Genomic DNA, 24,336 nt, shown 5'->3' with positions numbered 1-24,336 from the left:
CGCGGCGGGATCCTCTGCCATGTGATGATCCTGCCGGTGCGCCGGGGCTGCCGGCGCGTCAGTCGCGTCACCACACCCTTGGGGGTAGCAATGAGACTGTTCTCTGCCGGACGCCCGTTACGTCTCAGATCCGGCGCCGCCGTCGCGGTGGCGGCCGGTCTGCTGACTGCCGGCCTCGCCGCGCCCGCGTTCGCTGACGACGACCCGCCGCAGACCGACCAGTTGTGGATCAACCCGCCGTACGAGCAAACGCTGCCGCTCGGCACGGACGGTGGTCAGCCGCAGTCCCGGACCCTCGGCGTCGGCATCTACCACGACAACGACAACTTCACGGTGACCGACGGCAGGCTCACCGTCGACGTCTCCGACCTCGCCGGGGTCGCCGAGGTGACCTGGCCTGACAACTGCACGCCGAGCGGCACGAGCGCGGTGTGCAACATCCCCGTGGTGCCCGCGATCGGGGGCGACTACGAGGACCAGGTGTTCTTGAAGGTGCGCGCGGCCGACGGCGCCGAAGCCGGCGCGCAGGGCAGGATCACCTACGAGGCGACGGCCACCGGCGGGCCCGACGGCACGCTCACCGCGCCGCACGAGAGCTTCGAGACCACGCTCACCGTCGGCGCCGGGCCCGACCTCGCCATCGCCCCCATCGCCGACATCGAGGACGGTCAGCCCGGCGAAGAGCGGACGATCCCCTTCAAGGTCACCAACAACGGCAACGAGAGCGCGAACGGGTTCAGCGTCAAGCTGTACGCCTCGTACGGCCTGACGGATCTGACCCGGTACGACGCCTGCACGTACACCACGACGGACGGCACCGACTACGCGCCGTCGAACCAGGCAATCTGCACGTTCGACCAGGTGCTGGCGCCGGGTGACTCCTTCGAGTTGCCCGAGCCGCTGACGGTGCGACTCGCCCCGCACTCGCTGAACGAGCGGCTCGACATCGACGTCGAGCCGGGCGACGGCGCGCAGGACATCGACTCCCAGAACGACTATGTGGCCGTCCAGATCGGCGCGGAGAACACCGCGGACTTCTCCGTGAGCGGTGACGCCGTCTCCGGCGCGGCGGGCGAGACGGCCACGGCCCAGCTCACGTTCAAGAACAACGGCCCGGCCTGGCTCGGCAACCTCGGCTCCGGCGACCCGGTCGCCGAGGTCCGGCTGATCGTGCCCGAGGGCACCACGGTCACCGGCGTGCCGTCCGGCTGCTACCCGCGCACCCTCGACGGCGGCTACTACCCGAAGCAGACGGGCGCCCCGCGCTACGACTGCAACCTGCGGTACTGGGTACTGGAGGACACCCAGCGCACGTTCGCGTTCTCCGTGCGCGTCGACACCTTGGTGCCCGGCGCGACCGGTGCCGTGAGCATCCACCCGACGTTCGGCGAGTTCGGCGAGTACCCCTTCGACTTCGACCCGGACCTCGCGAACAACACGGCGGTCCTGGCCGTCAACTGACCGGCCCGGAGGTTCGGAGCAAGCCGTCCAAGCGGCTTGCTCCGAACCCGCTCTGCAAAGCGGACACCGCCGGCCGGTCCCACCTGGTTTCACGGCGTCCTCGGCCACGCGTTCATGACCGCCGCCCCGGAGATGCCGGCCTGCACACCAGGCGTCCAACGCAAGGCGGGCCCCCTTTCCGTACGGCGGGCTCGTCTCCGCGCTCGCATCGGTCGCCGCGGCGACCACGCCCTCGGCGACCAGCCGCGGCCCCGGCGGGCTCGGGGGCCGGACGCTGACTTGAGTGCGTGTGCGACGTACTTCAGGATCTTCCCATGATGTCTGAGCCACGTGACCAAGGCGAGCTTGTGGTGATCGGTGAAGCAGGCAGACGCTTCGGGCTGAGCGTCTCCACCCTGCGCTACTGGGAAGAGCGCGGCCTGATCCAGGCGACACAACGGCGTGGGGGGCGCCGTTACTACGGCCCCGATCAGCTGCATCGCATCGGTCTGATCCAGATGTGGCGGGAGACCGGGCTGATGAGCGTGAACGAGATCGCCGTCGCCCTGGGCGGCGAGGGCGACTGGCGCGAGGCGGTGCAAGGACGCGTACGGGCGATCGAGGAGCAGATGGACCGGCTGCGGGTCGGCCGGGCGCATCTGGAGCACCTGTTGACGTGTCCCCGTGACGCTCCCGCCATCGAGTGCGAGTACCTGCGCAAGGCGGTCGCGGAGCGGATGAGAGGCAACCCGGTCACCCCGGAGGATCTGCGCCACGACGGCGACGAGGATGCCGGGCCACACCCCGGCCGCCGGGCGCCCGCACCGGACGGTCGCCGCACGTCCGCGCCACCGGCTCAGCAGAGCACGACGCGATAGGCGCGCAACCACTCGGCGGTCTGCAGAAGCAGGGCGAGGGTGTCCCGGACCCGCCACATGCCGGGACTGTCGCAGGGGCGGGCGAGCAGCGCGAGCAGTGCCGCACGATCGACGAGGGGCGACAAAGCCGAGTTGCGGTCGGACAGTTCGGCGCGCATCTGCTCCCGCAGGCCGGCCTCGTAGTCGGGGTGCACGTTCACGGGAAACGATGTCTTGCGGCGCCCCAGGACATGGGCGGGCAGCGCGCCGGCCATGGCGTCGCGGAGTAGTCCCTTGACCCGGCCGCCCGGCGACTTGAGGTGCCACGGCGTGTTCCACAGGTATTCGACGAGCCGGTGATCACAGAAAGGGACCCGGACTTCGAGGCCCGCGCGCATGCTCGTCCGGTCGGTGAAGTCGAGCATCAGCGGCAGCCAGCGTGTGAGGTTCAGATGGAACAGCTCACGGATCCGGGTGCCCAGCGGATCCTCCCCGGGAAGCCGGGGCACCTCGGTCATCGCCTGTGCGTGGTCGTCGGTCAGATGCCGGGCGACCCGCCGCCTCAGGTCGCCGTCGAGGACAGGGCAGACGGACTGGGGAATGGCCGCCCAGGGCAGGGCGTGCTGCGCGCGGGCGGCGGGCGAGTGGAACCACGGGTAGCCGCCCAGCGACTCGTCCGCCGCATCGCCCGAGAGGACGACCGTGACCTCCTTCTTCACCACCCGGAACATCAGGTACTGGGCGGCGTTGATGTCCGCGAAGCCGGGTACGTCGCGGGCGCGCAACACCTCGGAGCGTGCCCGCAGCACGTCCTCGGTGTGCAGCAGGATCTCCGTGTGCCGGGTCCGCAGTGTCTCCGCGACCGAGTGGGCGAACACGGAGTCCTGCTCGGGGCGGGTGGCGTCGGGTGTGAAGTACTTCTCCTGGTCCTGGAACCCGACCGAATAGGTGGGGGTGACGCCGTCGTGGCCGATCACGTCGGCGGCCAGGGCCGTGATCGCGCTGGAGTCGAGTCCGCCGGAGAGCAGGGCGCCGATCGGAACGTCGGACACGAGCTGCCGTTCCACGGCGTCCTTGAGCAGTCGCCGGACCGTACGGACGGTGGTGGGGTGGTCGTCCGGGTGCTCATGGCTCTCCAGTCTCCAGTACGGCCGTTCGCGCCGGCCGGCGGCGTCGGCCAGGACGAGATGTCCGGGACGCACGGCGCGGATCCGGCGGAACACCGACCGTCCAGGCACGGGTGTGACGCACAGCATCGCGGCCAGCCCGTCCGGGGTGACCTCGGGCCGCGCGAAGGGATGCGCGAGCAGTGTCTTGAGTTCGGAGCCGAACACCACCCCGTTCTGGTAGGGCAGGAAGTACAGGGGTTTCACGCCGAGGCGGTCACGGGCCAGCAGCAGCGCACGCCGGCCGGGGTCCCAGAGCGCGAAGGCGAACATGCCGTCGAGGCGGGTCACACACTCCGCTCCCCACTCCAGGTACGAGCGCAGCAGGACCTCGGTGTCCGAGGACGTGCGGAAACGGTGTCCGCAGGAGGTCAGCAGGCGGCGCAGCTCGCGGAAGTTGTAGATCTCACCGCTGAACGTCACCACACAGGGTGCCTCGCCGTCGCGGGCCGCGGTCATCGGCTGTCTGCCGCCCTCGACGTCGACCACGGCGAGCCGGCGATGGCCCAGTGCCGCCTGGCGCGACAGCCACGTACCCCCGTCGTCCGGACCGCGTGGGACGAGTGTCCCCGTCATCGCGTCGAGTACCCGGTGTTCGTTTCCCAGGTCCCGTTCCCAGTCGACCCAGCCCGCGATTCCGCACATACTCCCTCACTTCCCTTGTGCGGGACTAGCCCTGATCCGTCCCGTAGCGGGAGGTTCGCACCTCAAGCCGACTTGAGTTCAAACCCGGTACGGCCAGGTCGGGTCAGTCACGATCCTCGGCGCCCACACCCTTGACCTCAAGCCGGCTTGAGGATGCAGGGTGACTGTTGCAGATCACTTTCATCTGCAAGTAATGTGCATATACGAGGCGAGGAGACAAGTGGTGAGCCGTGCCGGCAAGACGACACTGCTGGCCACCCTGTATCTGGTTCAGGACGTCGGGTACTCCTTCTTCTTCCTGGCTCTCGGCGTCATCCTGCGCCGCCGCGGTGCCTCCCTCGAACACCTGGCACTCATGAACCTGCTGGGAGTCGCCTGGGCGGGAAAGTTCCTGCTGGCTCCCCTCGTGGACAGGTTCTCGGTGCAGCGCTTCGGTCACTACCGCGCGTGGCTGATGAGCACTCAACTCGTCCTGGTCCTCGCCCTGTTGTGTCTGGCTCCACGGACCCGGTGCACCGGCTGCCGGTCGTGCTTGCCGTGATGACGCTCGCCCTGCTCGTCTCCGGCGCGCACGAGGTGGCGATCAACGGGCTCGCGGTACGTCTGCTGGCCCCGCACGAGCGCACCATGGCCGGCGGCTTGCAGACGGCCGCCATCAGCGTCAGCATGATCCTGGGTTCCAGCGGATCCTTGCTGCTCTATGCCTCCGCGGGCTGGCCGATCACCGTCATGGCGCTGGCCGCCGTCTTCCTGGTCCCGCTCGCCCTGCTGGCGCGTCTCCGGGAGCCGCCGGCTCCCGGCGCCCGCGGCACGGGCACGCCGAACGCGCTGCTGTCCTTCCCCCGCAGGCGGGGCGCGGCACGCTGGATGCTGCTGATCATCCCCCTCTCCATGCCGTGCCGCTGCGCAACAGGCCGGTCCACTTCACCGCGCCGCCGGGACTGTTGCCATCAGGCCGGACACCCCACTGTGTGGCGAGTGCCGCCAGCGCCAGGACGGCCGGCAACACGGCCACGCCGAGTGCGATCGACGACGAGTTCCCGGAAGCCCGGTAGATGGGCTCGGACAGCGCGGCTATGGTGGCGGCGCCGCCGCCCATCATCATGGCGTAGACGCCCATCATCATACGTGCCTCCTCAAGCCAGCTTGAGGTCAACCCGGGGTGCGCACCGCCCGGACACCGGCGACGGCCCTCAGCGGATCCGGCGACGGGTCGTCGTCCTGCCCGCAGACGACCGTCGCCGGGGTGGTGATCAGCGTCAGCGCCGCCTGGCCCTGGGAGACCGGCCACGCCCGCACCGCCCGGTGACGCGCGGCGACTCGGCGTCCGCCGGGCCAGTCAGCCGATCACCTCGGGTTTCCGGTCAACGCGCCGAACCAGTGGGCCACTTGCGGTGCAGACACCACGAAGGAGCCGAAATGGTCCACATCGCCCTGGTTCACCAGGGACATGTGTGCCTGGTGAGCGGCGAGTTGAAGCGCGCAACTGCGGGCGTTCCCGAGGGGAACGTCGGTGTCGGCCACCCCCGCGTACAGCCGCACCGGCACATCCGGCTTCCAGTCGCAGGTGTGATCGGCCGAGCGCAGGGCGCTCAGCAGGGGGCCGGTCGGGTGCTGGAGGAAGTCGTAGAAGGCGGGCGTGAGCAACTGCTTCACCGACGGGGCGAGGCTCTTGACCACGTCCTCCTCGTTGTGCCGTCCGTCGAAAAGTGACTCCACACGGCTCGCGTACGGCGCACGGAAGACCTCGCCCGGGTCCTTGTAGAAGTGAAGCAGCCGGTTCTGGGCGACCAGCCAGTACGAGACGTAGAAGACGCCGCTGGTGTCGTTGACCCGGCCGTCGAACAGGGCCGGCATCTCCTGGCCCGCCAGGTCGTACGGCCCGCTCACCGGCGCCAGCGCCTTCAGCCGGAAGGATCGCTCCGCGCCACCTTCCAGCGCCCGGCCGAGCGCCATCGCGACCTGGCCGCCCTGCGAGAAGCCGGTTGCGTAGAGGTCACCGGTGAGCGTCCGGCCGAGCCGGTCCGCGGCTGAGCGGGCGGCGCGCAGCATGTCGACGGAGACGGCGACGGCGGAACGGGTGTCCATGTACGGGTGCGGGCCCGGCCCCTCACCGAGCCCCAGATAGTCGGGCGCGGCGACCGCACGCCCCGCCGAGGCGTTCAGATACGACGGCACACGGCCGAAGTCGTCGCTCACGGACGGCGCGTAGGCGCGGTCGACCATGGTGCCGTGTGTGTCGGAGACGAGGTCGAGCCGCTGGGCTCCGCCCTTGGGAAGGGTGAGGAGACCGGTTGCGGTCGTGGGTTTCCCGTACGGGTCCACGGTCCGGTACGTCAGCCGGTAGGCCCGCACGCCGTACCGCACCGGATCGGTCGCGATGTCCCGCCCGGCCAGGAACTCCCTGACCTGCCCGGCGTCACGGTCGGCGACCGCAGTGACGGAGAGGAGGGTGCCGCGGCGGTCGGTGTGCCGCTCCGCCGCCGTGGCGACCGGCGCGACGGCGACGCCGGCGAGGAGCAGGGCCGCCGCCGCGGGGAGCCCCTTCTTCGTCCGCCAACTGATCTGTCTCACTGGGGACTTGCGTGTCTCATCACTCATGTCGCAGACGTTACGGACGCACTGTCCGCAGCGGCATCCGGGACGCCCCCGTGCTGGTGGTGCACTCAACTCCACCCTGAGCGGGGCGAGGGGCGGGCGTACCGGGCTTCGGTGTCCCCGTCGGCGCGGTGGAGCGGCGATGTCTGCGCTGCGCCGACGACGACGTCATGCACCGCCTCGGCACAGCCGGAAGCGGCAGACCGGCGGCGGGGCAGGGGCCGGCCGCGTGGCCCGGCAACGACAGAGCGGGGAGTTCCAGGTGAAGGTGCCCGGGCAGCCCTGTCCGGTGTGACCGAGTGCGCCAGTTGGGCATTGTGAGCACGCCGGTCGGCCGAGGGCTCGCTCGGCCGGTCTATCCGCGCGGGGTGTCGGGGTCGACACCGGTCAGGTCGCGGCTGGCGTCCCACAGCCGTGCCGCGACGGCGGTGTCGGCGAGGTGACTCCATACCGCTTCTTGCCGGGGTGTGCCGCGCAGGCTGAATTGGCGTGGTCCCCACAACTGTCCTCCGCGCACGGCAGGGTCGAGCACCGCTCGGACCGCGGGCCATGCGCCGGCGTGCTTGCCCTGGACGAGGAGGGCGGCGGGTGCCGCGCGCAGCCGTGCGCCGGCGGTGCGTACATGGACCGGCGGTCGCGACGGGGTCAGGCAGTCCAGGGCGCCACCGGGATGGACCACCACGCTTGCCACCGTGCTGCCGAGGGCGCGCAGGCGGCGGTCGAGTTCGAGTCCGAAGTACATCTGGGCCAGCTTGGACCGTCCGTAGGTGCGCTTGGGGCGGTAGTCCCGCCGCGACTGGAGATCGTCCAGGTCCAGCCGCTCGGACTTCGCCGCGAAGCTGCCGACGGTCACGATGCGTGCCGCCGGTGCGGCCGACAGCAGTGGCATCAGCCGGCCGGTCCGGGCGAAGTGCCCGAGGTGGTTCGTGCCGAACATGAGTTCATGGCCGTCCCGTGTCTCGCGGCGTGGCGGGTCGTCGAGTGCGACCCCGGCATTGTGGACCACCGCGTCGAGACGATGCATCTCCAGGGATTCCACCGCTGTGCGGAGCGACGACAGTTCGGCGAGGTCCAGCCGTACGGCATGCACCTGCGCGCCGGGCACACGGGTGCGGATCGAGGTTACGGCGGCTTCGGCTCTCGCCGCATCCCGGCTGCCCAGTACGACGGTGGCTCCGGTGGCGGACAGCTGCTCCGAGATGAAGTACCCGATGCCCGCGTTGCCGCCGGTGACCAGGAAGACACGGCCTTCGGCACGCGGTAGCCGGTGAACATCCCAGGGCGGGGTGGAGGACGCGGACGACATGATGGCAGGCTCCCTTGGTTCCGAAGGACGAGACGGTCACGGCCGCCGCCGGGCAAGCGGCGTGTCATCCACGGTTCCAGCCGGCACCGACACATCGTCTACGGATCACCGACATCGGCCGCACTCCCCGCTGCCAATAAGATCCCGACGGCCCGACATGGTCGACAGCCCGACACGGCCGACGAGCACATGCTCAGAGCCAGTTCCGGCGGGCGGCCTGCCAGGCCAGCTGCATACGGGTCTCGGCGCCGACAAGGGTCATCATGTGCTGGATGTGCCGTTGGATGGTGCGTCGGCTGAGTTTCATCTGGCTGGCGATGGCCTTGTCGGCGACGCCCGCCACGAGCAGCGACAGCAGTCGGCGGTCGGTTTCGCTCAAGGCGCCCGCACCGTGGCCGTCGGTACCGTCGACGGTACCGGCCGCACCGACACGCAGCGGAACGGCGTCCTCCCAGTAGCGCTCGAAGAGAGCGGTCAGCGCGTCCAGGAGACTGCTGTCGCGCAGCAGTGCCGCCGTCGGTTCGCCGGGGTTGCCGTGCGCGCCGCCGGGGACCAGCGGGCAGATGGCGATGGCCCGGTCGGCTATGGCCAGGCGCAGCGGTAGGTGAGGGACCGAGCGGGCGATCTCACCGGCGCGCACGCCCTCGGCGACATTGTCGATGGCTCCCTCGTCGTCGAAGAACGCCTGCTCGTACAGGACCCGGTAGCGCACCCCGCGGGCGAGGGCGTCGTACTCCGCGCGGTTGCTGCCCGAGGGCATGGCCACGTACTGGGCCTTGCAGAACCAGAGCATCTCGTGGCGCGCGTTATCCTGCATCCGCCGCAGATGCTCGCGCAACGCCTCGGCCCCGGTGATCACTTCGATGAGCTGGCCCGCGTCCCGGCGGCGGCGTGCGCTGCGGTAGCTGTCCAGCAGGTCGCCGACCGCGGTACGGGCCTTGTCGAGGGCGTCGGCGTGCCGCTGGAGCCGGGGCAGCAGCGCCACGTCGGGCGGTGTCGCGGCGAAGTGCGGCGGATCGTGGTCGGTGGGGGTGGCGAGCCCCTTGCCGCGCAGGGACACCAGGGTCGACTCCACCGTGTCGGGCGGGAGTCCGGTCTGAGCGGCGATCTCCTGGACCGACGCGGTTGCGGTGCCGACCAGAAGGCGGTAGACCGATTCCTCGCGCGCCGTCAAGCCTGCCGCCTCCAGCATCCCGCACCCTTTCTCGTCTCCGCCCGATCCCGGGCGGAGCGGCCGGATGTCGTTGAAGTTTGTATATAAGGCCGTTGAAGTGCAAGCGTTGACGGGCGCCGGGGCTCCCTCGCCCCGACGCCCGCCGCTGTCAGCCGCCGCTTTGCCGCTCCGTCATCACCGTCCCGCTGCGGTGCCGCGGTGCAGGTAGGCACGGTCGATCGTCTGCCGGACGCCGTCTCCGGCGGCGTCCTTCGCGGTGACGCGGAGGGTCACGAACGTGTCCCGGTGCACCGAGGAGGGCCGCTCCACGGTGGCGGTGAAGTCCGTACCGCCGCTGTGCCGGTTCGTACGGGCCGTGGTCCAGGTCCGCCCGTCGTCGTACGAGGTTTCGACCTTGAGCGACACCCCGCGCGGGGCGGCCAGGCCGTCCGGCATGCGCACGTGGAGGCCCACGGTGTGCGACCGTCGCGGACCCACCGCGTTGCGGGCGTCCACGGGCACGTCGTAGTCGACCTGGAGCAGGGGCAGCAGGGCGGTGGTCGCCGCGGTGCCCGAGGTGAACGTCCAGGAGGTCGTGGTGCCGGTGCCGAACCGCCAGTCGGCGGAGGTGCGGGCGGTCATCAGGTCGAGCCGGTAACCGGCCTTGCCCGCTGGCACCTCGAAGTCGCCCCACGCGCCGTCGTCGGACTCCGCGACGCGCCGGCCGTTGCGGTACAGCTCCGCGCGGGTCACCTCGCTCGCGTCGGCCACCGCGGACGCTCCGGTGCCGATCCCGCCCAGCGCGGAGCGCTCCGCGAACGACCAGTGGCCGGCCTCGGAGTCGGTGAACTCCGCGATGTGGAACGACAGGGTGTCACCGTTGCGCACCGAGGCGGGCCAGCCCGTCACACCGTGCGGGACCGACGGCCGCACCGGGGCCGCGAACCACCGCTCGGTGGCGCGCTGTCCGGGCTGGTAGGTGTGGGGCGCGTCACGCATCCCGACGCCCAGCTCGATGTCCCGGTCCGTGACGGTGTCGTGGTGCACGGTGTGGCTCCAGCGTGTGTCACCGGCCGTCACATACTCCGTCCGTTCCTGGCCCGTCGGCACATCGCGGGTGTACTGGTTCCAGGACGTGTTCTGGTAGGGCCGCCATCCGAAGCGCTGCTCGCTCCCCCAGGAGGAGGCCCCCGTACGGGTGTAGGTGGCGCGCACCACCGCGCTGTTGCGCTCGGAGACGGTGTGCACCAGGTGTGCGGGGACGCGCTGCCGGGACACCTGCATCACGTCGTACAGATACGGGCTGCGCACCGTGCCGGAGAAGGTCACCGAGGTGGGGCGCTTTCCGGCGCGCTCGAGCAGGTCGGTTCCCTCGGCCGTACCGGCCCGCATGATCGGCAGGGCCAGGCGGTCGCCTTCCGGGTGCCAGCGCGTCCAGGGGTAGGAGCCCTGCGGCATCACGAGCATGAGCGCCTTGGCCCCCGCGTCCGCGGCCGCCTGCGCCAGCGCCCGGTCGTCGCCGTAGTCGTAGCGGATGACGGCGAGTTTCCCCCGTACGCGGGCGGCCTTGAGGTCGGCGGCGGTACCTGCTCCGGCGTCCACGGCGGTCAGACGGACGCCGTTGTCGTCGAAGACCGGGGAGGTCGGCAGGTAGTACGGGGTGAAGGCCGAGGAGGTGCCGGACACCTTCGCCCGCAGCTGGGGCGCCGTCAGCTGCCATCGGGAGGCGAACTCGAAGGTGCCGTCGGTGACCTGGGCCGTGGGGCTGACGTAGATCCGCTTGGCGATGTCGAAGTACATCACGCCCTGGAGCAGGCCACGGCCGTCGATCTTGCGGTACGTCTGGTAGCTGAGGATGCCCCGCTGCTCGGCCGGCTTGGGTGTGCGGATCCGCACATCGGTGGTCTTCGAGGCGTCGAGCGTCACCGTGGTGTCCTTGGCGACCGTCACCTGCGGGTTGATCACCTCGCGCAGTTCCTGGCCGTCGGCGGCGTTGTCCAGGGTGCCGTGGCCGACCTGGTACGTGCCCTCCTCGACGACGGCGACGGCGGGCTCTGCGCTGGTGTACGAGACGAAGCCGTCGGCGCCCCAGATGGTCGGCAGCCGGCCCGGCAGCACCTTGCCGTCGCGGTCGCGGGCGACCACGGTGAGCCGGTGCAGCGGAGCGTGCACGACGAGGGAGAGCGTGGTGTGGGCGACCACCGTGCCGTCGGCACGGCTCGCGGTGACGTAGCCGTAGTACGAGCCGCGCTCGGCGTTCTTGGCGTCGGTGCTCAGCGGCACATCGGCAAAGGCGCCGGGGGCGAGGTGCACGGTGCCGGCGGCGGGCGTGACGACGCCGGACGGCAGGGCGATGCCGTCGGCGTTCGCCAGGGCTGCGGTCAGCTTGAGGTCGACGGGCTGGTCACCGGTGTTGGTGTAGTGCAGGACCGCCGCCTGCCGCTGCCCGCCGGCGCCCGTCTGCAGGGCGGGCAGGGTCACGCTGCCGGTGGCCGTGACCGCTCCCATCGCCGCGGCGACATCGATCCGGCCACCGCCCTGCTCGGTCGCCTCGGTGCCGGCCACGGTGTGCGCGGTGCTGGTCAGGGCGTCCTTCAACTGCCGCCCCGTCCAGTCCGGATGGCGCTGTGCGAGCAACGCGGCCGCTCCGGCGACATGCGGCGTCGCCATCGAAGTCCCGGACGCGGTCGTGTAGTTCACATCGACCGGGCCGCCCATCGTGGTGCCCGTGGCTCGCGCAGCCACCACACCCACACCCGGAGCGGTCACATCCGGCTTGACGGCCTTGTCGCCCGGGCGGGGGCCGCGGCTGGAGAACGAGGCGAGCAAGTCGTCGCGGTCGACCGCGCCCACGGTCAGGGCGGCATCGGCCGAACCCGGCGAGCCGATCGTCGACGGGCCGCTTTCGCCCGAGTTGCCGGCCGCGACCACGAAGAGGGTGTCGCCCGACGCGGAGAGCGTGTCGACGGCCTGGCTCATCGGATCGGTGCCGTCGGACGCCCCGTCCGAGCCCAGGCTCATGTTGACGACCTCGGCGTGCTCGGCCGCCGCCCACTCCATGCCGTCGATGACCTGCGACTCCGAACCGTAGCCGTCATCACCCAGCACCTTGCCGACCAGCAGCTCCGCCTTCGGCGCCACACCGCGCCGTTTCCCGGCCGACGCGGTACCCGTTCCCCCCACGATCGACGCCACATGCGTACCGTGTCCGAAGTGATCCTCGGTGTTCGAACTGCCCGAGAAATCCTTGGACTTCGCGATCCGTCCCGCCAGATCCGGATGGCGCGCGTCCACCCCGGTGTCCAGCACGGCCACCTTCACGCCTTGGCCCTCGAAACCGGCCTGCCACGCCGTCGGCGCGTTGATCTGCGCCGTACTGCGGTCCAGTACCGGAGAAACCCTGCCGTCCAGCCACACCCGGGGCGTCGCCGCGGCACGGGCCGCGCCGGATGCGTCGCCGGGGGTGAGCGCCTTCCAGAAGGCGCCGAGGTCGCCGTCCGCCACGCGCAGCGACCGCGCGTGGATGCTGTCCAGGCGGCGCTCGGGAGCGGAGGCCATGGTGAACGCGGCGACTCGGTCCGCGACGGCGGCCGCGGCCTTCTCGCTCTGCGCCGTCGTCCGGACCACGCCGTGACGCGGTTCGTCGGAGACGATCAGCGGCAGCGCCGAGCCGGCCGCCTCGTGGTGACCCTGGGCCATCAGGGTGGTGACGTTGAACAGGCGCCGGTCCAGCGTCCCGGCGGCGACCAGGTCCGCGGCGTCCGCCGGCAACACCGTCAGGTCGCCGCCGTCCTCCTGGTACGTGCGGAACACGATCCCCTCGCGCCCCGGCCCGGGCTCCACCGACGCGGCGGTCCGGCCGTCGACGCCGGGCGTCACCGTCACACGGTCGCCGGTCACCAGTCGCACGGTCGTGGGGCGGGCCCCCGGTGCGGCGGCGGGTCCTGCCGCGCCTCCTTCGGTTGTCTGCGCGGACACGGACTGCACACCCCCAGCGGTCAGGAGCAGTCCTGTCGATATCGCCGCCGTCAGGCGGATCCATGCCATCAGCCGAGCACCTTTCGTTCAGCGTGTGGTCACGCGCCATCCGAAAGAATCTGCTGACGCCGGAGCGCATGTCACGACCCTCAGGTGTCACAGCTGCGACATGTCCCAACGGCGCCAGAACCTTGACCCGTTGACGTCTCCCCCGGTCGCGGACCCTTTGTCACGTCGCTGAACCACCCACGTCCAAAACCCCCGGCAACCACCGCTGCCCGGCGACGCGGCATCGTGCAGCGCCGAATACGACCCGGTCAGCGACGAGCCGGTGATGGGTCGGCGCAGACATGCCTCGGTCGGCCGCCGTGGGGCCGGCGGCCGGTCAAGGGCGTGTGCTCGGGGCGGTCGTCATGCGCTGGGCGGCGGTGTAGCGCGGGCGTGCCGGAACCGGGCGGCGTCAGCTCGGTCGACGTGTCGGCGTTCGGAACAGCAGCGGGCACGCTCCGACTGGACGCGCTGGATACGGCGCTGGACGCGCTGGCCGTCGCTCCCGTGCAGAACACCGAGGAGCGCGCGGTGCTGATCGCCGCGGCGGTGGCGGTGCGCGACCTGGTGCACACACACCTCGCACACGAGGAACCCCTGTTGTTCCCGGCCCTGGCGGCACACATGTCGGACGAGGTCTGGTCGGAGTTCTCCCGTACGGTGATTGCCTCGGCCCCGCCGGTGGGCGCCCACCTCAACATCGGCTTCTTCGAACAGGTGAGCACCCCGGCCGAACTCGCCGTGGTCACAGCGCATCTGCCGCAAGGCGTCCTTGACCTCGTTCCGGCCATGCGGGAGCAGGCCCGGGCCATCCTGAACAGTCTGAAGGCCACCGATCGCGGAAGGATCGTCACCGCATGACCAGCACACTCATCGTCGGGGGCAGCGGCGGCTTGGGCAGTGTGATCGCCCAGCACTTCGCGAGCCGCGGCGACGACGTCGTCATCACCAGCAGGGACAAGGCACGCGCCGAGACCATAGCCGCCCGGATCGGCAGCACCACGCGCGGTCTGGCCCTGGACCTCGCCCAGCCGGAGACGATCAGTGCCTCGCTGGCGGACGTCACGGGGGTCGACCACCTGGTGATCACCGCCGTCGGCCAGGCAGCCAACACGTTGGCACAGTTCAGCATCCCGGACGCCGTCTCGGCCGTGACCATGAAACTCGTCGGTTACGCGGAGACCGTCCGCGTGCTGCGCGACCGGTTCACACCGGAGGCGTCCGTCGTGCTCTTCGGCGGGCTCGCCAAGGAACGCCCCTATCCCGGCTCGACCATCGTCAGCACCTTCAACGCCGGTATCACCGGCCTGGTGAAGACACTCGCCGTGGAAATCGCCCCGCACCGCGTCAACGCCCTGCACCCGGGCCTGATCGGCGACAGCCCCAAGTGGCGTGGCGTCCCCGACCCGCCGCACTCGGCCCAGACCCCGATCGGGCGGCTGGTGACGATGGCCGAAATCGCCGACGCCACCGACTTCCTGCTCCGCAACACCGGCATCAACGCCCACGATCTGCACATCGACGGCGGACTGCTGGCCACCTGAACCAAGTCGACAACCACTCCCGGCGCCGTATCCGCGGGGCCGGCTCGCCCTGCATCCCGCGTCGATCCGCAGGTGATCGCCTGCGCGCTGCACATCCACAGCGGAGGGGAACCGGCCGACCAGGGCTTCCCCCGCCCCGAAGACTTGGGTTCCTCGCAGCGCATCGGCCACGACGCCGGCCAGCCGTTCCTCCCGGTAGCAAAGCGAGTGACGTCGCGGATCTCCCGGCGGACCCGCGGGCGGCGGAACCAGTGCGGGTGGGCGAACACGCGCTCGGCGACCCGGCGTTGGGTGGGGAGGCCCAAGCCGTGCTCGGTGCCGCGGCGGGCGGTCAGCGCTTTCGCCCCGAAACTCCGGCCCGGGCGGCGGTACTTGTCGTGTTCGTAGCCGCAGGGGCGGCGAGCGGGATGCCTGTGGTGTCGGTGATCAGGTGGTGTTCATCGGCCGTCCCTGAAGCAGGCCGTACCGGCAAGGGAACGTTCGGCGCCACTGGATGAACGGGCAACGAAGATCCCTCACGTAGGGTTACGATGCGCGAGAGAGGTGACCTAGCCTCCCGGCATGTCTGACATTTCCCGCCGCAAGGTTCTCGGCACCCTCGCCGGTGGAACCGCGCTCTCTTTCCTGCCTCCGTCGCTGCACCAGGCGATGGCCGCGCCCATGCCACGCGGTGGCCTGCGGGCGATCGAGCATGTGATCATCCTGATGCAGGAGAACCGCTCCTTCGACAACTACTTCGGGACCCTCAAGGGTGTGCGCGGCTTCGGCGACCGAACTGCGCTGCGTCTGCCCACCGGTGGGAGTGTCTTCGAGCAGCCGCGGGCCGGCGGTGCCGAGGTTCTGCCGTTCTCGGCGCGGCAGGCGGCGGTCGACGCGGGCCGCCCCGAAAGCGACATCCAGTACCTGGGTTCGCTGGCGCACGGATTCTCCGACGCCGTGCAGGCCCGGGGGAACGGCTGGTGGAACGACTGGATCGCCGCCAAGAGCCAGAGCACCATGGCCTTCTACGACCGGCGCGACATTCCGTTGCAGTACGAACTGGCCGACCGCTTCACCCTCTGCGACGCGTACTTCTGCTCCGTCTACGGCTCGACCAACCCCAACCGCAACTATCTGTGGACCGGCACGACCGGTTACGAGCCGGACGGTGTCAACCGGGCCGTCACCAACGCCGCGTACTCCTACACACATCAGGGGTACGACTGGACGACGTACCCAGAGCGCCTGGAGGCCGCCGGTGTCTCCTGGCAGATCTATCAGGAATGGGACAACTTCACCGACAACGCGGTGGAGTACTTCCGTCCCTGGAAGGAGATCGGCCGCAAGATCCTGGCCAAGGTCAGCGGCCGGTACTCCACTACCGAGCAGTTCTACGACAGTCTGTGGGGCAAGACCGCGGATCAGCGCAAGTCCGCGCTGGCCGAGTTCCAGCAGGGCGTCGACGCGCTGACCAAGGCCGAGAGACGGCTGTTCCTGCGGGGCGCCCACCGCTCGGAACCGGACACTCTCATCCAGCGGCTCAGCTCGGACATCAAGCAGGGCACGCTGCCTCAGGTCAGCTGGATCGTTCCGACGGCCGCGCTGTCCGAGCACCCCAGCAGCTCCACCCCCGTCGGCAGCGCCAACCTCGTCTACGACCTCCTCGACGCGATCGCCGCCGACCCGAAGACCTGGTCGAAGACGGCGCTGTTCATCAACTTCGACGAGAACGACGGCTACTTCGACCACGTACCCGCCCCGGTCGCGCCGAAGCCGGCCACCGGCAACGGCGACGACTGGTTCAACGGCAGCCCGGTCGGTCCCGGTCCGCGTGTGCCGATGACGATCGTGTCGCCCTGGACGGTGGGCGGTTTCGTCAGCTCGGAGGCGTTCGACCACACCTCGATCATCCGGTTCCTGGAGAAGTGGACCGGGGTCCGCGAGCCCAACATCAGCGATTGGCGCCGCAGCGTCTTCGGCGATCTGACCTCCGCCTTCGACTTCGACCGTGCCCACCGGCAGCCCGAGGTGGAGCAGCCCGGCCCGGTGCCGGCGCCCGTCGGCCGGTGGAACCCCGTACCGCCCAAGGACCAGTCGCTCCCGGAGCAGGAGGCCGGCACCCGTCGATCGCGCCGCTCCCCCTACCGGCTGTCCCTGCGCGCGGACGTCACCCGCTCCGCCGTACGCCTCCGGTTCGGCAACGAGGGCGGCACCGGCGCGACGTTCACCGCCTACCCCGGCGACGGCACCGCTCCGCGCGCCTGGACCGTCCCCGTCGGCAAGAGCGCCACCGAAACGGTGGAGTACGGCGCCGACGGCTACGACCTGCTGGTCCACGGTCCGGGATGGTCGGTGTGGGAGCTGCGCGGAACCGGTGTGGGCGCCGAGGCCCAGCTCGTCGAGCATCCCGCGCCCGGCCGGGTGAAAGTGGTGTGCTCCAACCCCTCCCCCACCACCCGTACCCTGCTCGTCGGTGAGTCGGTCTACTCCCGCAAGCACGGTGACCATGTGCGGACCGTCATCCTCAAGCCCGGCCAGTCCCGCACGGTGCAACTCCCCGTCCCGGACCACGGCTGGTACGACGTGGTGGCCGTCGACCGCGATGACCCGTCCTTCCTGCGGCGCGTGACCGGGCGTCTGGCCGACGGCAAGCCCGGCGTCACCGACCCGGCGACCGGCACGGCCCCGGCGCTGGCCGCGACGATCGGCCTGCCGGCGGCGCTGCCGTCCCTCGGGACGCCCTTCGCACAGGGCAACCCGACCGATGTCGTGGTCACCGTGCGCAACCAGGGCGCCCGCCGGCTCGACGCTCTCTCCGTCGCCCTGCTCGCCCCGTCCGGCTGGACGGTCCAGCGCACCGGTGGGACGCCCACCATGCTCCGGCCCGGCGACTCGGCCGACGTGCGCTTCGTGGTCACGCCCGCCCACCACGCCACCGCCGGGCGGCTGGTCGTCGCCGCGCACGCCGACGACGGTCTGCTCAGACTCGCTGACGCGCGCGTACCGACCAAGGTCGCCCCGGCCATGAGCGTCGCACTGACCGGTCCGGCCAGTTCCCCCGGGACCGACGGCACCGTGCTCTCGCCGGGCAGGCCGGGCACCGTGACGGCCACCGTCACCAACGCCGGCAGCACACCGCTCACCGGCCTGACCCCCGTGCTGTCCCTCCCGGAGGGCTGGACCGCCACCGTCAAGGGCGGCGCGCCCACATCTGTTCCGGCCCGCTCCTCCGCGTCCGTGGCCTGGGACGTCGTCGCGCCCGCCGCCGCGGCACGCGCCTCCGGCAGCCTCAAGGCAACCGTCACGGCGAAGCTGGGCGGCGACGACGCGGAAGCGTCCGCGTCCTTGTCCGCCAAGACCGGGCCCGTCATGACCGGCTACCTCCTCGCGGAGGACTTCGAGTCCGACGCCCCTGCGCTCGCCGCGGCAGCCGACCTCAGCCGCCCCGGCCTGCTCGGCTGGACCCGGACCACCCCCGAGGGCTGGACGATCACCAATGCACCGGCCATGCCGCAGGGCACGCGCGAGCTGCAGGGCTGGACCTTCCTGTCCAAACAGTTCTGGTTCCCCGCCGGACAGGACCGCCCCAACTTCAGCCGCGGTCTCGGCGTGGTGGCCGTGGCCGACCCCGACGACTGGGACGACACCGGCAGCCCGTCAGGCCGGGGCCGGTTCGACTCGACGCTGACCACCCCGGCCGTGGCCATCCCGGCGGGCACGTCCACCCTCCACCTGGGCTTCGACTCCCACTACCGGCAGGAGAGCCCGCAGGAGGCCGAGGTCACCGTCGTGTTCGACACCGGCGAACCGGTCCGGCTGCTCCACTACAGCAGCGCGACGTCCGGGAACACCAACCTGGGCAAGGACCAGCAGAACCGGCTCGTTAGGCTCTCCAGTCCGGTTCCCGCCGGTGCGACGTCGGCGAAAGTCAACTTCCGGATCTTCAACGCGGGCAACAACTGGTTCTGGGCGATCGACAACGTCCGTCTGGGCAACAGCCCGATCACTGACGCCTGAGGGGAGCTACGGAGCCGGGGAATACTCGGTTCCGTAGCCCCCTTGTAGCCCCAACCACCAAGTGCTTACGGGCGTGTGACGCCGGCCGGCTCCAAACCGCTTCTGTGCGAGCGGAATACAGACCGTCGGCGTCACGCACAGCACCACGACGGGCGCCTGGTCAAGACGCCTCAGGGGCTGAGAAATCACGCTGGGCGGCCAGGAGCCGCCCTACCGCCTTGCCGTCCAGGGCAATCGTCGAAGATGGAAGCATGACAGGGGAAGCGAGCGAGGTCGTTCTGAGCAAACAGGATCTTCGCGAGGTCACCGCGTTCGCCGCGGCATGCGCGGAGGCCGTGCTGGAGATATTCGAGGCCGATCAGCCGGACGACCCACGGCCCAGAGACGCTGTCGGTGCCGCGCGGGAGTTCGCCCAAGGCGGTGAGCGCGGGAAATCGCTGCGGGACACAGCGTCGGCGGCCCTCAAGGCGGCCAAGAGCGCGGACACCGCGGCCGCGCGCGAGGCAGCATGGGCAGCGATGGCTGCGGCAGGCGCCGCCTACCTGCATCCGCTGGCCAAGGCCACTCAGGTCAAGCACATTCTCGGAGCCGGCGCTTACGCGGCCAGAGCGGCCGAACTCGCCGCCGGCGACGATCGGAGCGTTGGCGCTGAACACCTTGAGCGGACGGTGCATCGTGCGACATCGGTTGTCGTTGACGTACTCACACGCTTCCCGGCAGCGCCGGGTGGCGGCGGACGTGTCGGCGAGTTGACCCGCATGTTGGACGCTGACCTTCGTTCACTGACCCTCACTGAATAACCTCTGGCGCCCGGATGGCGCGGCCTCACAACCAGGGGTGTCATTGCCAGTCTCGCTGGGCGGTGTCCCGGTGAGCGATGGCTTCGGCCACCTGCTCGATGGCGGTACGCACAAGGGCACCGTAAGCGTCCTCGGAAAGGTGCGGGGCATGTTCATGGGCCGTGTCGATGTGCTGAGTGGCGGCGTCGAATGACCCGAGCCTTCTCGGTTCGCCGTGCGCAGCCAGATCCCGTGCGGCGTGGCTTCGACTCGCACCAGCGCGCTGCGGCGGATCTCGCCTGCCGCGGCCCGTAGTTCGTCGCCGTTGACCGTGGCGGCCCATGTCGTGGTAGCCGCTTCAGCGGGCACCAGGGTTCGTGTGGAGAGCCGGTACCGGTCGGTTGCGGTCAGCGTGACCGCTTCGCCGGACGCCTCCACGCGCAGTCCACCGAGTACCGGCATCCCGGGATCCCGTGCGGTCGCGGTGAGCACCTGCTCGATCGCGTCAGCCAGCACGGGCCCCTTCAACGCGGCGATCGGCAGACTTGGCAGGTCGGTGAGCGATGACTTGATCAGAGCGGCTTTCCGCTGCACCGCTGCCGCGTCCCCGAGCACCGTCGCGACATGCTCGTCGATCATCCGGGCTGCTTCATGAGGCTCGGCGGAGAGCACCACTTCGACAGCGGCGAGGGGCATGGCAATCCCACGGAGCTGACGAAGCTGGGTCGCCCGTACCACCTGGTCAGCGCTGTAGTAGCGGTAGCCCGAGACCGGGTCCACCTCGGCAGGAGGAAGCAGCCCGGAGTCGGCGTAGAACCGCAACGCGCTTGGGGTCAGACCACTGCGTCGGGCGAAGACCCCGATCGGCATCAGCTCAGAATTCGGCACCCGGCCATCGTCGAGCTTCAACCGACCTGAAGGTCAACACGGATTTCAGCGGGCCCCGAGTAAGGCGCGCACCGGGCGGAGAAGGGCCAGCCGGATCGCACGGTGGGTGCGGGTCTGGTCGGCGCCGGTCTCGGCCGGCGCGGCAGGGTGTAGGAGGCAGCGCGTCGACGGGCGCCTGGGGTCGGCAAGCACGAGCCCCGGCACCCCGGCACCCCGGCACCGGCCCGTGCCGGGGCCCGCTCCCGGACGTGGCGCAGCCGACCAGCTGATCAGCACCTCCCGTACAGCGGGGGAACCCCACTTCGGTGAGCCGGGAATTTATGTTACTCATGAGGTGTGCGGTGAGGGATCTCGGAGCTTGACCGCACGGACTCGGGAATATCTTCCGGCATGTGCCGGAGCCAGCGAGCTGGGTGAGCTGCATGGACCCCACACCCTCCTCTTCCTCCGCCTCGCCGTTCGACATGGTCAGCGAAGCCCTGGCGGATTACATCCCGAGGGCCGGAACAACGGCGGCCGAAGGCCCTGCCGCTCCACCGGCCGAGCAGCACGCCGGTCGGCCGTCAGGTGCCGGCCGGGAGAACGGAGGCCGGGAACAGATCCTCGGGGCGGTCAATCTCGACCGGGATCTGAGGATCACCGGCTGCAATCTGGCGGCCGCCCCTTTCGCCGGGGTGAGCGTCACGCCGGGGGCCGCTTTCGCCGATCTGCTGCCACCCGAAGACGTACCGACGGTGACACAGCGGTTGCAGAGGGTTCTTGAGACGCGAGAGGCGCATGTCGCCCGGGTCCAGCGTCTGCGGCGGGCCGACGGGACCGAGCTGGTGGTCTCGATGAGCATCCTGCCGGCCGCACCACCGCGGGAAGGTCTGACGGTCTCCCTGATCGCCATGGCCAAGCGGCTGCACCTGTACGCTTCCGCGACCGCGATCGGGATGTCCTTGGACATCGGGGAGACCGCGTTGTCCCTGGCCCAGTCCCTGCTGGCCTGGGGAGACGTGGCCGCCGTCGACCTCGATTACGCCGTATGGACGGGCGAGGCGGTCACCGAGCAGGCGCAGGAGCGCATCCGGCTGCGCCGGGCGGCCCTGGTCCCGGACCGGGCCTGGCCCGAGGGGTATCTGACGCCCGGGGACAATCTTCCCCGCGAGGCGAGCCGGCTGCTGGCCGGTGCGGTCATGCGCGACGACATGCCGCAGGCCATGGTCATTGCCGACCGTGAGGGGATCGAGCGGGCACTGCTGAACGATCCGCGGCTGGTGCGCGCCCTGGTGCCCGGCGACCGGCCGGTGAGTGTCGCCTGCATACCGCTGGTCGTGGACGGACCCGAGGGCACGCCCGGTCCGATCGTGCTGGGCATGACGGAGGTGTGGCGGCGACCGGAGCGCCCGTTCCGCGATGGCGAACTGCTCGACTTGGAAGAACTCGTGGCCAAGACCGCCCGGCACGTGGACCTGGCCCGGCAGCATCAGCGTGAGCACGCCCAGGTCCTGGCACTGCAGCGCCGGCTGCTGCCGCGGGCCGGCAGCGACGCCATCGAGGTCGCCAGCGTCTATGAACCCACCACCCCCGACAGTGCGGGCGTCGGCGGTGACTGGGTGAACAGCTTTCCGCTCCCGGGTGACCGCACCGCGCTGGTGATCGGCGATGTCGTAGGGCACGGTCTGGGGGCCGCGGCGGCCATGGGCCAGCTGAGCATGGAGGCCCGCGCGCTGCTGTCGGCGGGGATGGGCCCCGGAGAGGTGCTGGAGCGTCTGGACGAGACGGTCACCCTGCTGGACGAGACGGACACGGGCCTTGCGGCCGGATACAGCGCGCTGGGCTCGACGTGCTGCATCGCGGTCTACGATCCGGTCGACCATCGGGTGGTGATGTCCAATGCCGGCCATCTGCCCCCCGTCCTCATCCGTCCCGACGGGTCCGCCGAGACCCTCACGGCGCAACCACAACCGGGCCTGGGAGCCGTGTTCGCGGTGCGGGAGCCGTTCGACGAGCACGAGTTCGCCGCGCCGCCCGGCTCCCTTCTCGTCCTCTACACCGACGGCCTGGTGGAGGACCCGGCGGCCTCGATCGACGACGGCATCGAACGGCTGACGGACGTGGTGCGCGAGGTGCATCCCTGGGACGATCTGCAACAGGCCGCGCATCGCGTGGTCGCCGGTCTGGCCCCGCAGGGGCGCCTGCGCGACGACATGACCCTGCTGCTCGCCCGTATGGCCGGCCGCCGCAGCCGGGACACCGCCACCTGGCATCTGCCCGCCCGCGATGACACCGCCGCCCGCACCCGCGTCCTGGCCTCCCCGCTCCTGCGGCGATGGCACACCGGCGAGCAGGCCCGGGACAATGCGCTGCTGGTGATCAGCGAACTGGTCACCAACGCCGTCCGGTTCGGCACCGGGCCCGTCACGGTACGGCTGGTGAAGGCCGGGAGCCGTCTGTCGTGCGAGGTCGGCGACACCGGCAATGGCCGGCCGCGCCTGCGCCGTGGTGAGCCACTCGACGACAGTGGGCGGGGTCTGCATGTCGTCCACAGGCTCACCACCCGTTGGGGGGTGCGGTGGACCAGCACCGGCAAAGCCGTGTGGGCGGAACTGGAGGCATAGCGCCCGCGCCGGAATGAGAGTGGCGAGCTTCGGCTAGGGCGTGTTTCGCGTCGCGGGCCGGACGGGACTTTCGAAACACGCCCTACAGCCACTCCCCTTCCACGGCCGTGGCTGTCAGCCCGGGCGCGGCCGCGTACAGCACCGTGCGACTGCCCGTCTTCTGACCGGCGTCGTGCGCGCGCCGCAGTATGTCGAACACGGCGGCACCGCCGCGGTTACCCGTGGTGTAGCTGTCCCGGCTGTAGGCCAGAAGCCCCGACGGCCACCCGTCGGGCATCGTCTGCTCCATGTACTCCAGCACTCGCGTTCCACCGGGATGCGCGAGCAGCAGATCGGGATGCCACGGGCGTCGGTCGTCGTGGTGGCGCGCCCGCAGCCACTGCCACATCGCGGCGACCGTCTCCTGCACGGCACGCGGCCCACGGCGGTCCATCACGAAATGCGTGCCGTCGGCCCGGGTCTCCAGCCGGTGCAGATCCGCGGTGCCGGGCAGGGTGTGATGCCAGACCGCGTCCAGGCGCAGGACCGACCCCGTGCTGGGGCGGCCCGTGACCACCACGGCGACGGCGGTGTCCGCGAACAGCAGCCGGACGATCAGCGATTCCAGCGTGTCGTCGGCGGGCTGGTAGGTGGTGCTCAGCGCCTCCGAGATCACGACCAGCACCACCCGGTCGGGGTCCGCGGCGACCAGATCGGCCGCCAGCGCCAGCGATCGGGTGCCGGCGATGCAGGCCCACTGGGTGGCGGGCAGCAGCAGCACATCGCTTCGCAGCGGAAGGCGGTTGAGCAGGGACAGGTCCAGCCCCGGCAGGGCCGGGGTGGTGGAGTGACTGGTTATCAGACAGTCGACGTCGGCGGCCTCCAGTCCGGCGTTCCGAAGGGCCCGCCGGGCTGCGCGCTCCCCGTAGGTCTGCACGGCCGCCCAGGCCGGCGCGGTGCGCTCTTCGATGGTCTGCGGCGCCGGTACCGCCTCCAGTGCGGCGACCACTCGGTTCACCTCCTGGTCGGTGAACCCGCCACGGGCCAGTGCCTCACGGGCCGGGCCGGCGCCCGGAGTTCGCAGTCCGCTGTCGCCGCTGGGCGCGGCGGCTGCCTCCAGCGGCAGCATCCAACCACGGGAGGCGATCCCCGTACTCGCGGCGATGCCGTCGATCCGCGGCAGCCACGGTGCCTGTGGATGCCGGCTTCGCACGTCCGCCAGGATCTGACCGGTCTCCACGACGTGTTCGCCATGCAGTACGACCGGAGGGCACAGGTAGGCGCCCATAGTACGCACCTTTCTCCGAAAACCCATGAATGGCGTAAAGTGTCCGAAATCTGCCCACTTGGGAAGGT

18 protein-coding genes are annotated in these 24,336 nt (G+C 70.6%); 9 read left to right on the top strand and 9 right to left on the bottom strand.

Annotated elements, in window-relative coordinates; all coding sequences use genetic code 11:
- Positions 1-90 precede the first annotated feature (90 nt).
- Positions 91-1,461, top strand: a complete 1,371-nt coding sequence (locus ABT245_RS17395) for a CARDB domain-containing protein (protein ID WP_351734368.1) — start codon at positions 91-93, stop codon at positions 1,459-1,461.
- A gap of 314 nt (positions 1,462-1,775) precedes the next feature.
- Positions 1,776-2,318: a MerR family transcriptional regulator gene (locus ABT245_RS17390; protein ID WP_351734366.1), complete on the top strand. Its 543-nt coding sequence runs from the start codon at positions 1,776-1,778 to the stop codon at positions 2,316-2,318.
- Here ABT245_RS17390 and asnB read toward each other — a convergent pair.
- Positions 2,297-4,108, bottom strand: a complete 1,812-nt coding sequence (gene asnB, locus ABT245_RS17385) for an asparagine synthase (glutamine-hydrolyzing) (protein ID WP_351734364.1) — start codon at positions 4,106-4,108, stop codon at positions 2,297-2,299. The two genes, ABT245_RS17390 and asnB, sit on opposite strands and share 22 nt — an antisense overlap.
- 223 nt (positions 4,109-4,331) lie before the next feature.
- Between asnB and ABT245_RS17380 the strand changes: the two genes are divergently transcribed.
- On the top strand, positions 4,332-4,649 hold the full coding sequence (locus ABT245_RS17380; protein WP_351734362.1) for a hypothetical protein: 318 nt from the start codon (positions 4,332-4,334) through the stop codon (positions 4,647-4,649).
- Positions 4,650-4,806: 157 nt separating this feature from the next.
- On the opposite strand, the gene ABT245_RS17375 is transcribed toward ABT245_RS17380, so the two are convergent.
- Together ABT245_RS17375 and ABT245_RS17370 are read right to left on the bottom strand one after the other, a co-directional pair.
- Positions 4,807-4,989 (bottom strand): hypothetical protein, encoded by a 183-nt coding sequence (locus tag ABT245_RS17375; RefSeq protein WP_351734360.1) that lies wholly within the window; start codon positions 4,987-4,989, stop codon positions 4,807-4,809.
- On the bottom strand, positions 4,986-5,234 hold the full coding sequence (locus tag ABT245_RS17370; protein WP_351734358.1) for a hypothetical protein: 249 nt from the start codon (positions 5,232-5,234) through the stop codon (positions 4,986-4,988). The genes ABT245_RS17375 and ABT245_RS17370 overlap by 4 nt, the downstream gene beginning before the upstream one ends.
- A gap of 36 nt (positions 5,235-5,270) precedes the next feature.
- Here ABT245_RS17370 and ABT245_RS17365 point away from each other — a divergent pair, with 36 nt between their 5' ends.
- Positions 5,271-5,417 (top strand): hypothetical protein, encoded by a 147-nt coding sequence (locus ABT245_RS17365; RefSeq protein WP_351734356.1) that lies wholly within the window; start codon positions 5,271-5,273, stop codon positions 5,415-5,417.
- A 38-nt stretch (positions 5,418-5,455) separates the two neighbouring features.
- Here ABT245_RS17365 and ABT245_RS17360 read toward each other — a convergent pair whose 3' ends face one another.
- The 4 genes from ABT245_RS17360 to ABT245_RS17345 form a co-directional block, all read right to left on the bottom strand.
- Positions 5,456-6,709, bottom strand: coding sequence for an alpha/beta hydrolase family protein (locus tag ABT245_RS17360; protein ID WP_351734354.1), 1,254 nt, complete (start codon positions 6,707-6,709; stop codon positions 5,456-5,458).
- 352 nt (positions 6,710-7,061) lie between these two features.
- Positions 7,062-8,012 carry an SDR family NAD(P)-dependent oxidoreductase gene (locus ABT245_RS17355; RefSeq protein WP_351734352.1) on the bottom strand — a complete coding sequence of 317 codons (951 nt, stop codon included), beginning with the start codon at positions 8,010-8,012 and terminating at the stop codon, positions 7,062-7,064.
- A gap of 193 nt (positions 8,013-8,205) precedes the next feature.
- Positions 8,206-9,204, bottom strand: coding sequence for a LuxR C-terminal-related transcriptional regulator (locus ABT245_RS17350; RefSeq protein ID WP_351734350.1), 999 nt, complete (start codon positions 9,202-9,204; stop codon positions 8,206-8,208).
- Between the two features lie 156 nt (positions 9,205-9,360).
- The gene (locus tag ABT245_RS17345) at positions 9,361-13,212 is read right to left on the bottom strand and encodes a S8 family serine peptidase (RefSeq protein WP_351734348.1); all 3,852 of its coding nucleotides are present in this window, start codon (positions 13,210-13,212) and stop codon (positions 9,361-9,363) included.
- A gap of 372 nt (positions 13,213-13,584) precedes the next feature.
- On the opposite strand from ABT245_RS17345, the gene ABT245_RS17340 reads away from it, so the two are divergent.
- The 4 genes from ABT245_RS17340 (at position 13,585) to ABT245_RS17325 (ending at position 19,531) form a co-directional block, all read left to right on the top strand.
- Positions 13,585-14,052, top strand: a complete 468-nt coding sequence (locus ABT245_RS17340; RefSeq protein WP_351734346.1) for a hypothetical protein — start codon at positions 13,585-13,587, stop codon at positions 14,050-14,052.
- Positions 14,049-14,735, top strand: coding sequence for an SDR family oxidoreductase (locus tag ABT245_RS17335; protein ID WP_351734344.1), 687 nt, complete (start codon positions 14,049-14,051; stop codon positions 14,733-14,735). Before ABT245_RS17340 ends, ABT245_RS17335 begins: the two co-directional genes overlap by 4 nt.
- 561 nt (positions 14,736-15,296) lie before the next feature.
- On the top strand, positions 15,297-18,731 hold the full coding sequence (locus tag ABT245_RS17330) for a phosphocholine-specific phospholipase C (protein ID WP_351734342.1): 3,435 nt from the start codon (positions 15,297-15,299) through the stop codon (positions 18,729-18,731).
- A gap of 251 nt (positions 18,732-18,982) precedes the next feature.
- Positions 18,983-19,531, top strand: a complete 549-nt coding sequence (locus ABT245_RS17325; RefSeq protein WP_351734340.1) for a putative immunity protein — start codon at positions 18,983-18,985, stop codon at positions 19,529-19,531.
- Here ABT245_RS17325 and ABT245_RS17320 read toward each other — a convergent pair.
- Positions 19,511-20,398 (bottom strand): DNA polymerase III subunit beta family protein, encoded by an 888-nt coding sequence (locus ABT245_RS17320; protein ID WP_351734396.1) that lies wholly within the window; start codon positions 20,396-20,398, stop codon positions 19,511-19,513. The genes ABT245_RS17325 and ABT245_RS17320 overlap by 21 nt on opposite strands.
- Positions 20,399-20,820: 422 nt before the next feature.
- Here ABT245_RS17320 and ABT245_RS17315 point away from each other — a divergent pair, with 422 nt between their 5' ends.
- On the top strand, positions 20,821-23,001 hold the full coding sequence (locus ABT245_RS17315) for a SpoIIE family protein phosphatase (protein ID WP_351734338.1): 2,181 nt from the start codon (positions 20,821-20,823) through the stop codon (positions 22,999-23,001).
- Positions 23,002-23,083: 82 nt separating this feature from the next.
- Here ABT245_RS17315 and ABT245_RS17310 read toward each other — a convergent pair whose 3' ends face one another.
- The gene (locus ABT245_RS17310) at positions 23,084-24,268 is read right to left on the bottom strand and encodes a beta-ketoacyl-[acyl-carrier-protein] synthase family protein (protein ID WP_351734336.1); all 1,185 of its coding nucleotides are present in this window, start codon (positions 24,266-24,268) and stop codon (positions 23,084-23,086) included.
- Positions 24,269-24,336: the final 68 nt, after the last annotated feature.

Source organism: Streptomyces sp. NPDC001508, assembly GCF_040298665.1.
In the GTDB taxonomy this organism is placed as follows: domain Bacteria; phylum Actinomycetota; class Actinomycetes; order Streptomycetales; family Streptomycetaceae; genus Streptomyces.
The sequence above is the reverse complement of the archived record's forward strand: the minus strand, read 5'-3'. Positions and strand labels throughout refer to the sequence as shown.

Coding starts and splice junctions, on each gene's coding strand:
- asnB (WP_351734364.1), bottom strand. CDS start 4,108: ATGTGCGGAATCGCGGGCTGGGTCGACTGGGAACGGGACCTGGGAAAC.
- ABT245_RS17375 (WP_351734360.1), bottom strand. CDS start 4,989: ATGATCAGCAGCATCCAGCGTGCCGCGCCCCGCCTGCGGGGGAAGGAC.
- ABT245_RS17325 (WP_351734340.1), top strand. CDS start 18,983: ATGACAGGGGAAGCGAGCGAGGTCGTTCTGAGCAAACAGGATCTTCGC.
- ABT245_RS17335 (WP_351734344.1), top strand. CDS start 14,049: ATGACCAGCACACTCATCGTCGGGGGCAGCGGCGGCTTGGGCAGTGTG.
- ABT245_RS17360 (WP_351734354.1), bottom strand. CDS start 6,709: ATGAGTGATGAGACACGCAAGTCCCCAGTGAGACAGATCAGTTGGCGG.
- ABT245_RS17390 (WP_351734366.1), top strand. CDS start 1,776: ATGATGTCTGAGCCACGTGACCAAGGCGAGCTTGTGGTGATCGGTGAA.
- ABT245_RS17355 (WP_351734352.1), bottom strand. CDS start 8,012: ATGTCGTCCGCGTCCTCCACCCCGCCCTGGGATGTTCACCGGCTACCG.
- ABT245_RS17345 (WP_351734348.1), bottom strand. CDS start 13,212: ATGGCATGGATCCGCCTGACGGCGGCGATATCGACAGGACTGCTCCTG.
- ABT245_RS17330 (WP_351734342.1), top strand. CDS start 15,297: ATGTCTGACATTTCCCGCCGCAAGGTTCTCGGCACCCTCGCCGGTGGA.
- ABT245_RS17315 (WP_351734338.1), top strand. CDS start 20,821: ATGGACCCCACACCCTCCTCTTCCTCCGCCTCGCCGTTCGACATGGTC.
- ABT245_RS17350 (WP_351734350.1), bottom strand. CDS start 9,204: ATGCTGGAGGCGGCAGGCTTGACGGCGCGCGAGGAATCGGTCTACCGC.
- ABT245_RS17370 (WP_351734358.1), bottom strand. CDS start 5,234: ATGATGATGGGCGTCTACGCCATGATGATGGGCGGCGGCGCCGCCACC.
- ABT245_RS17395 (WP_351734368.1), top strand. CDS start 91: ATGAGACTGTTCTCTGCCGGACGCCCGTTACGTCTCAGATCCGGCGCC.
- ABT245_RS17310 (WP_351734336.1), bottom strand. CDS start 24,268: ATGGGCGCCTACCTGTGCCCTCCGGTCGTACTGCATGGCGAACACGTC.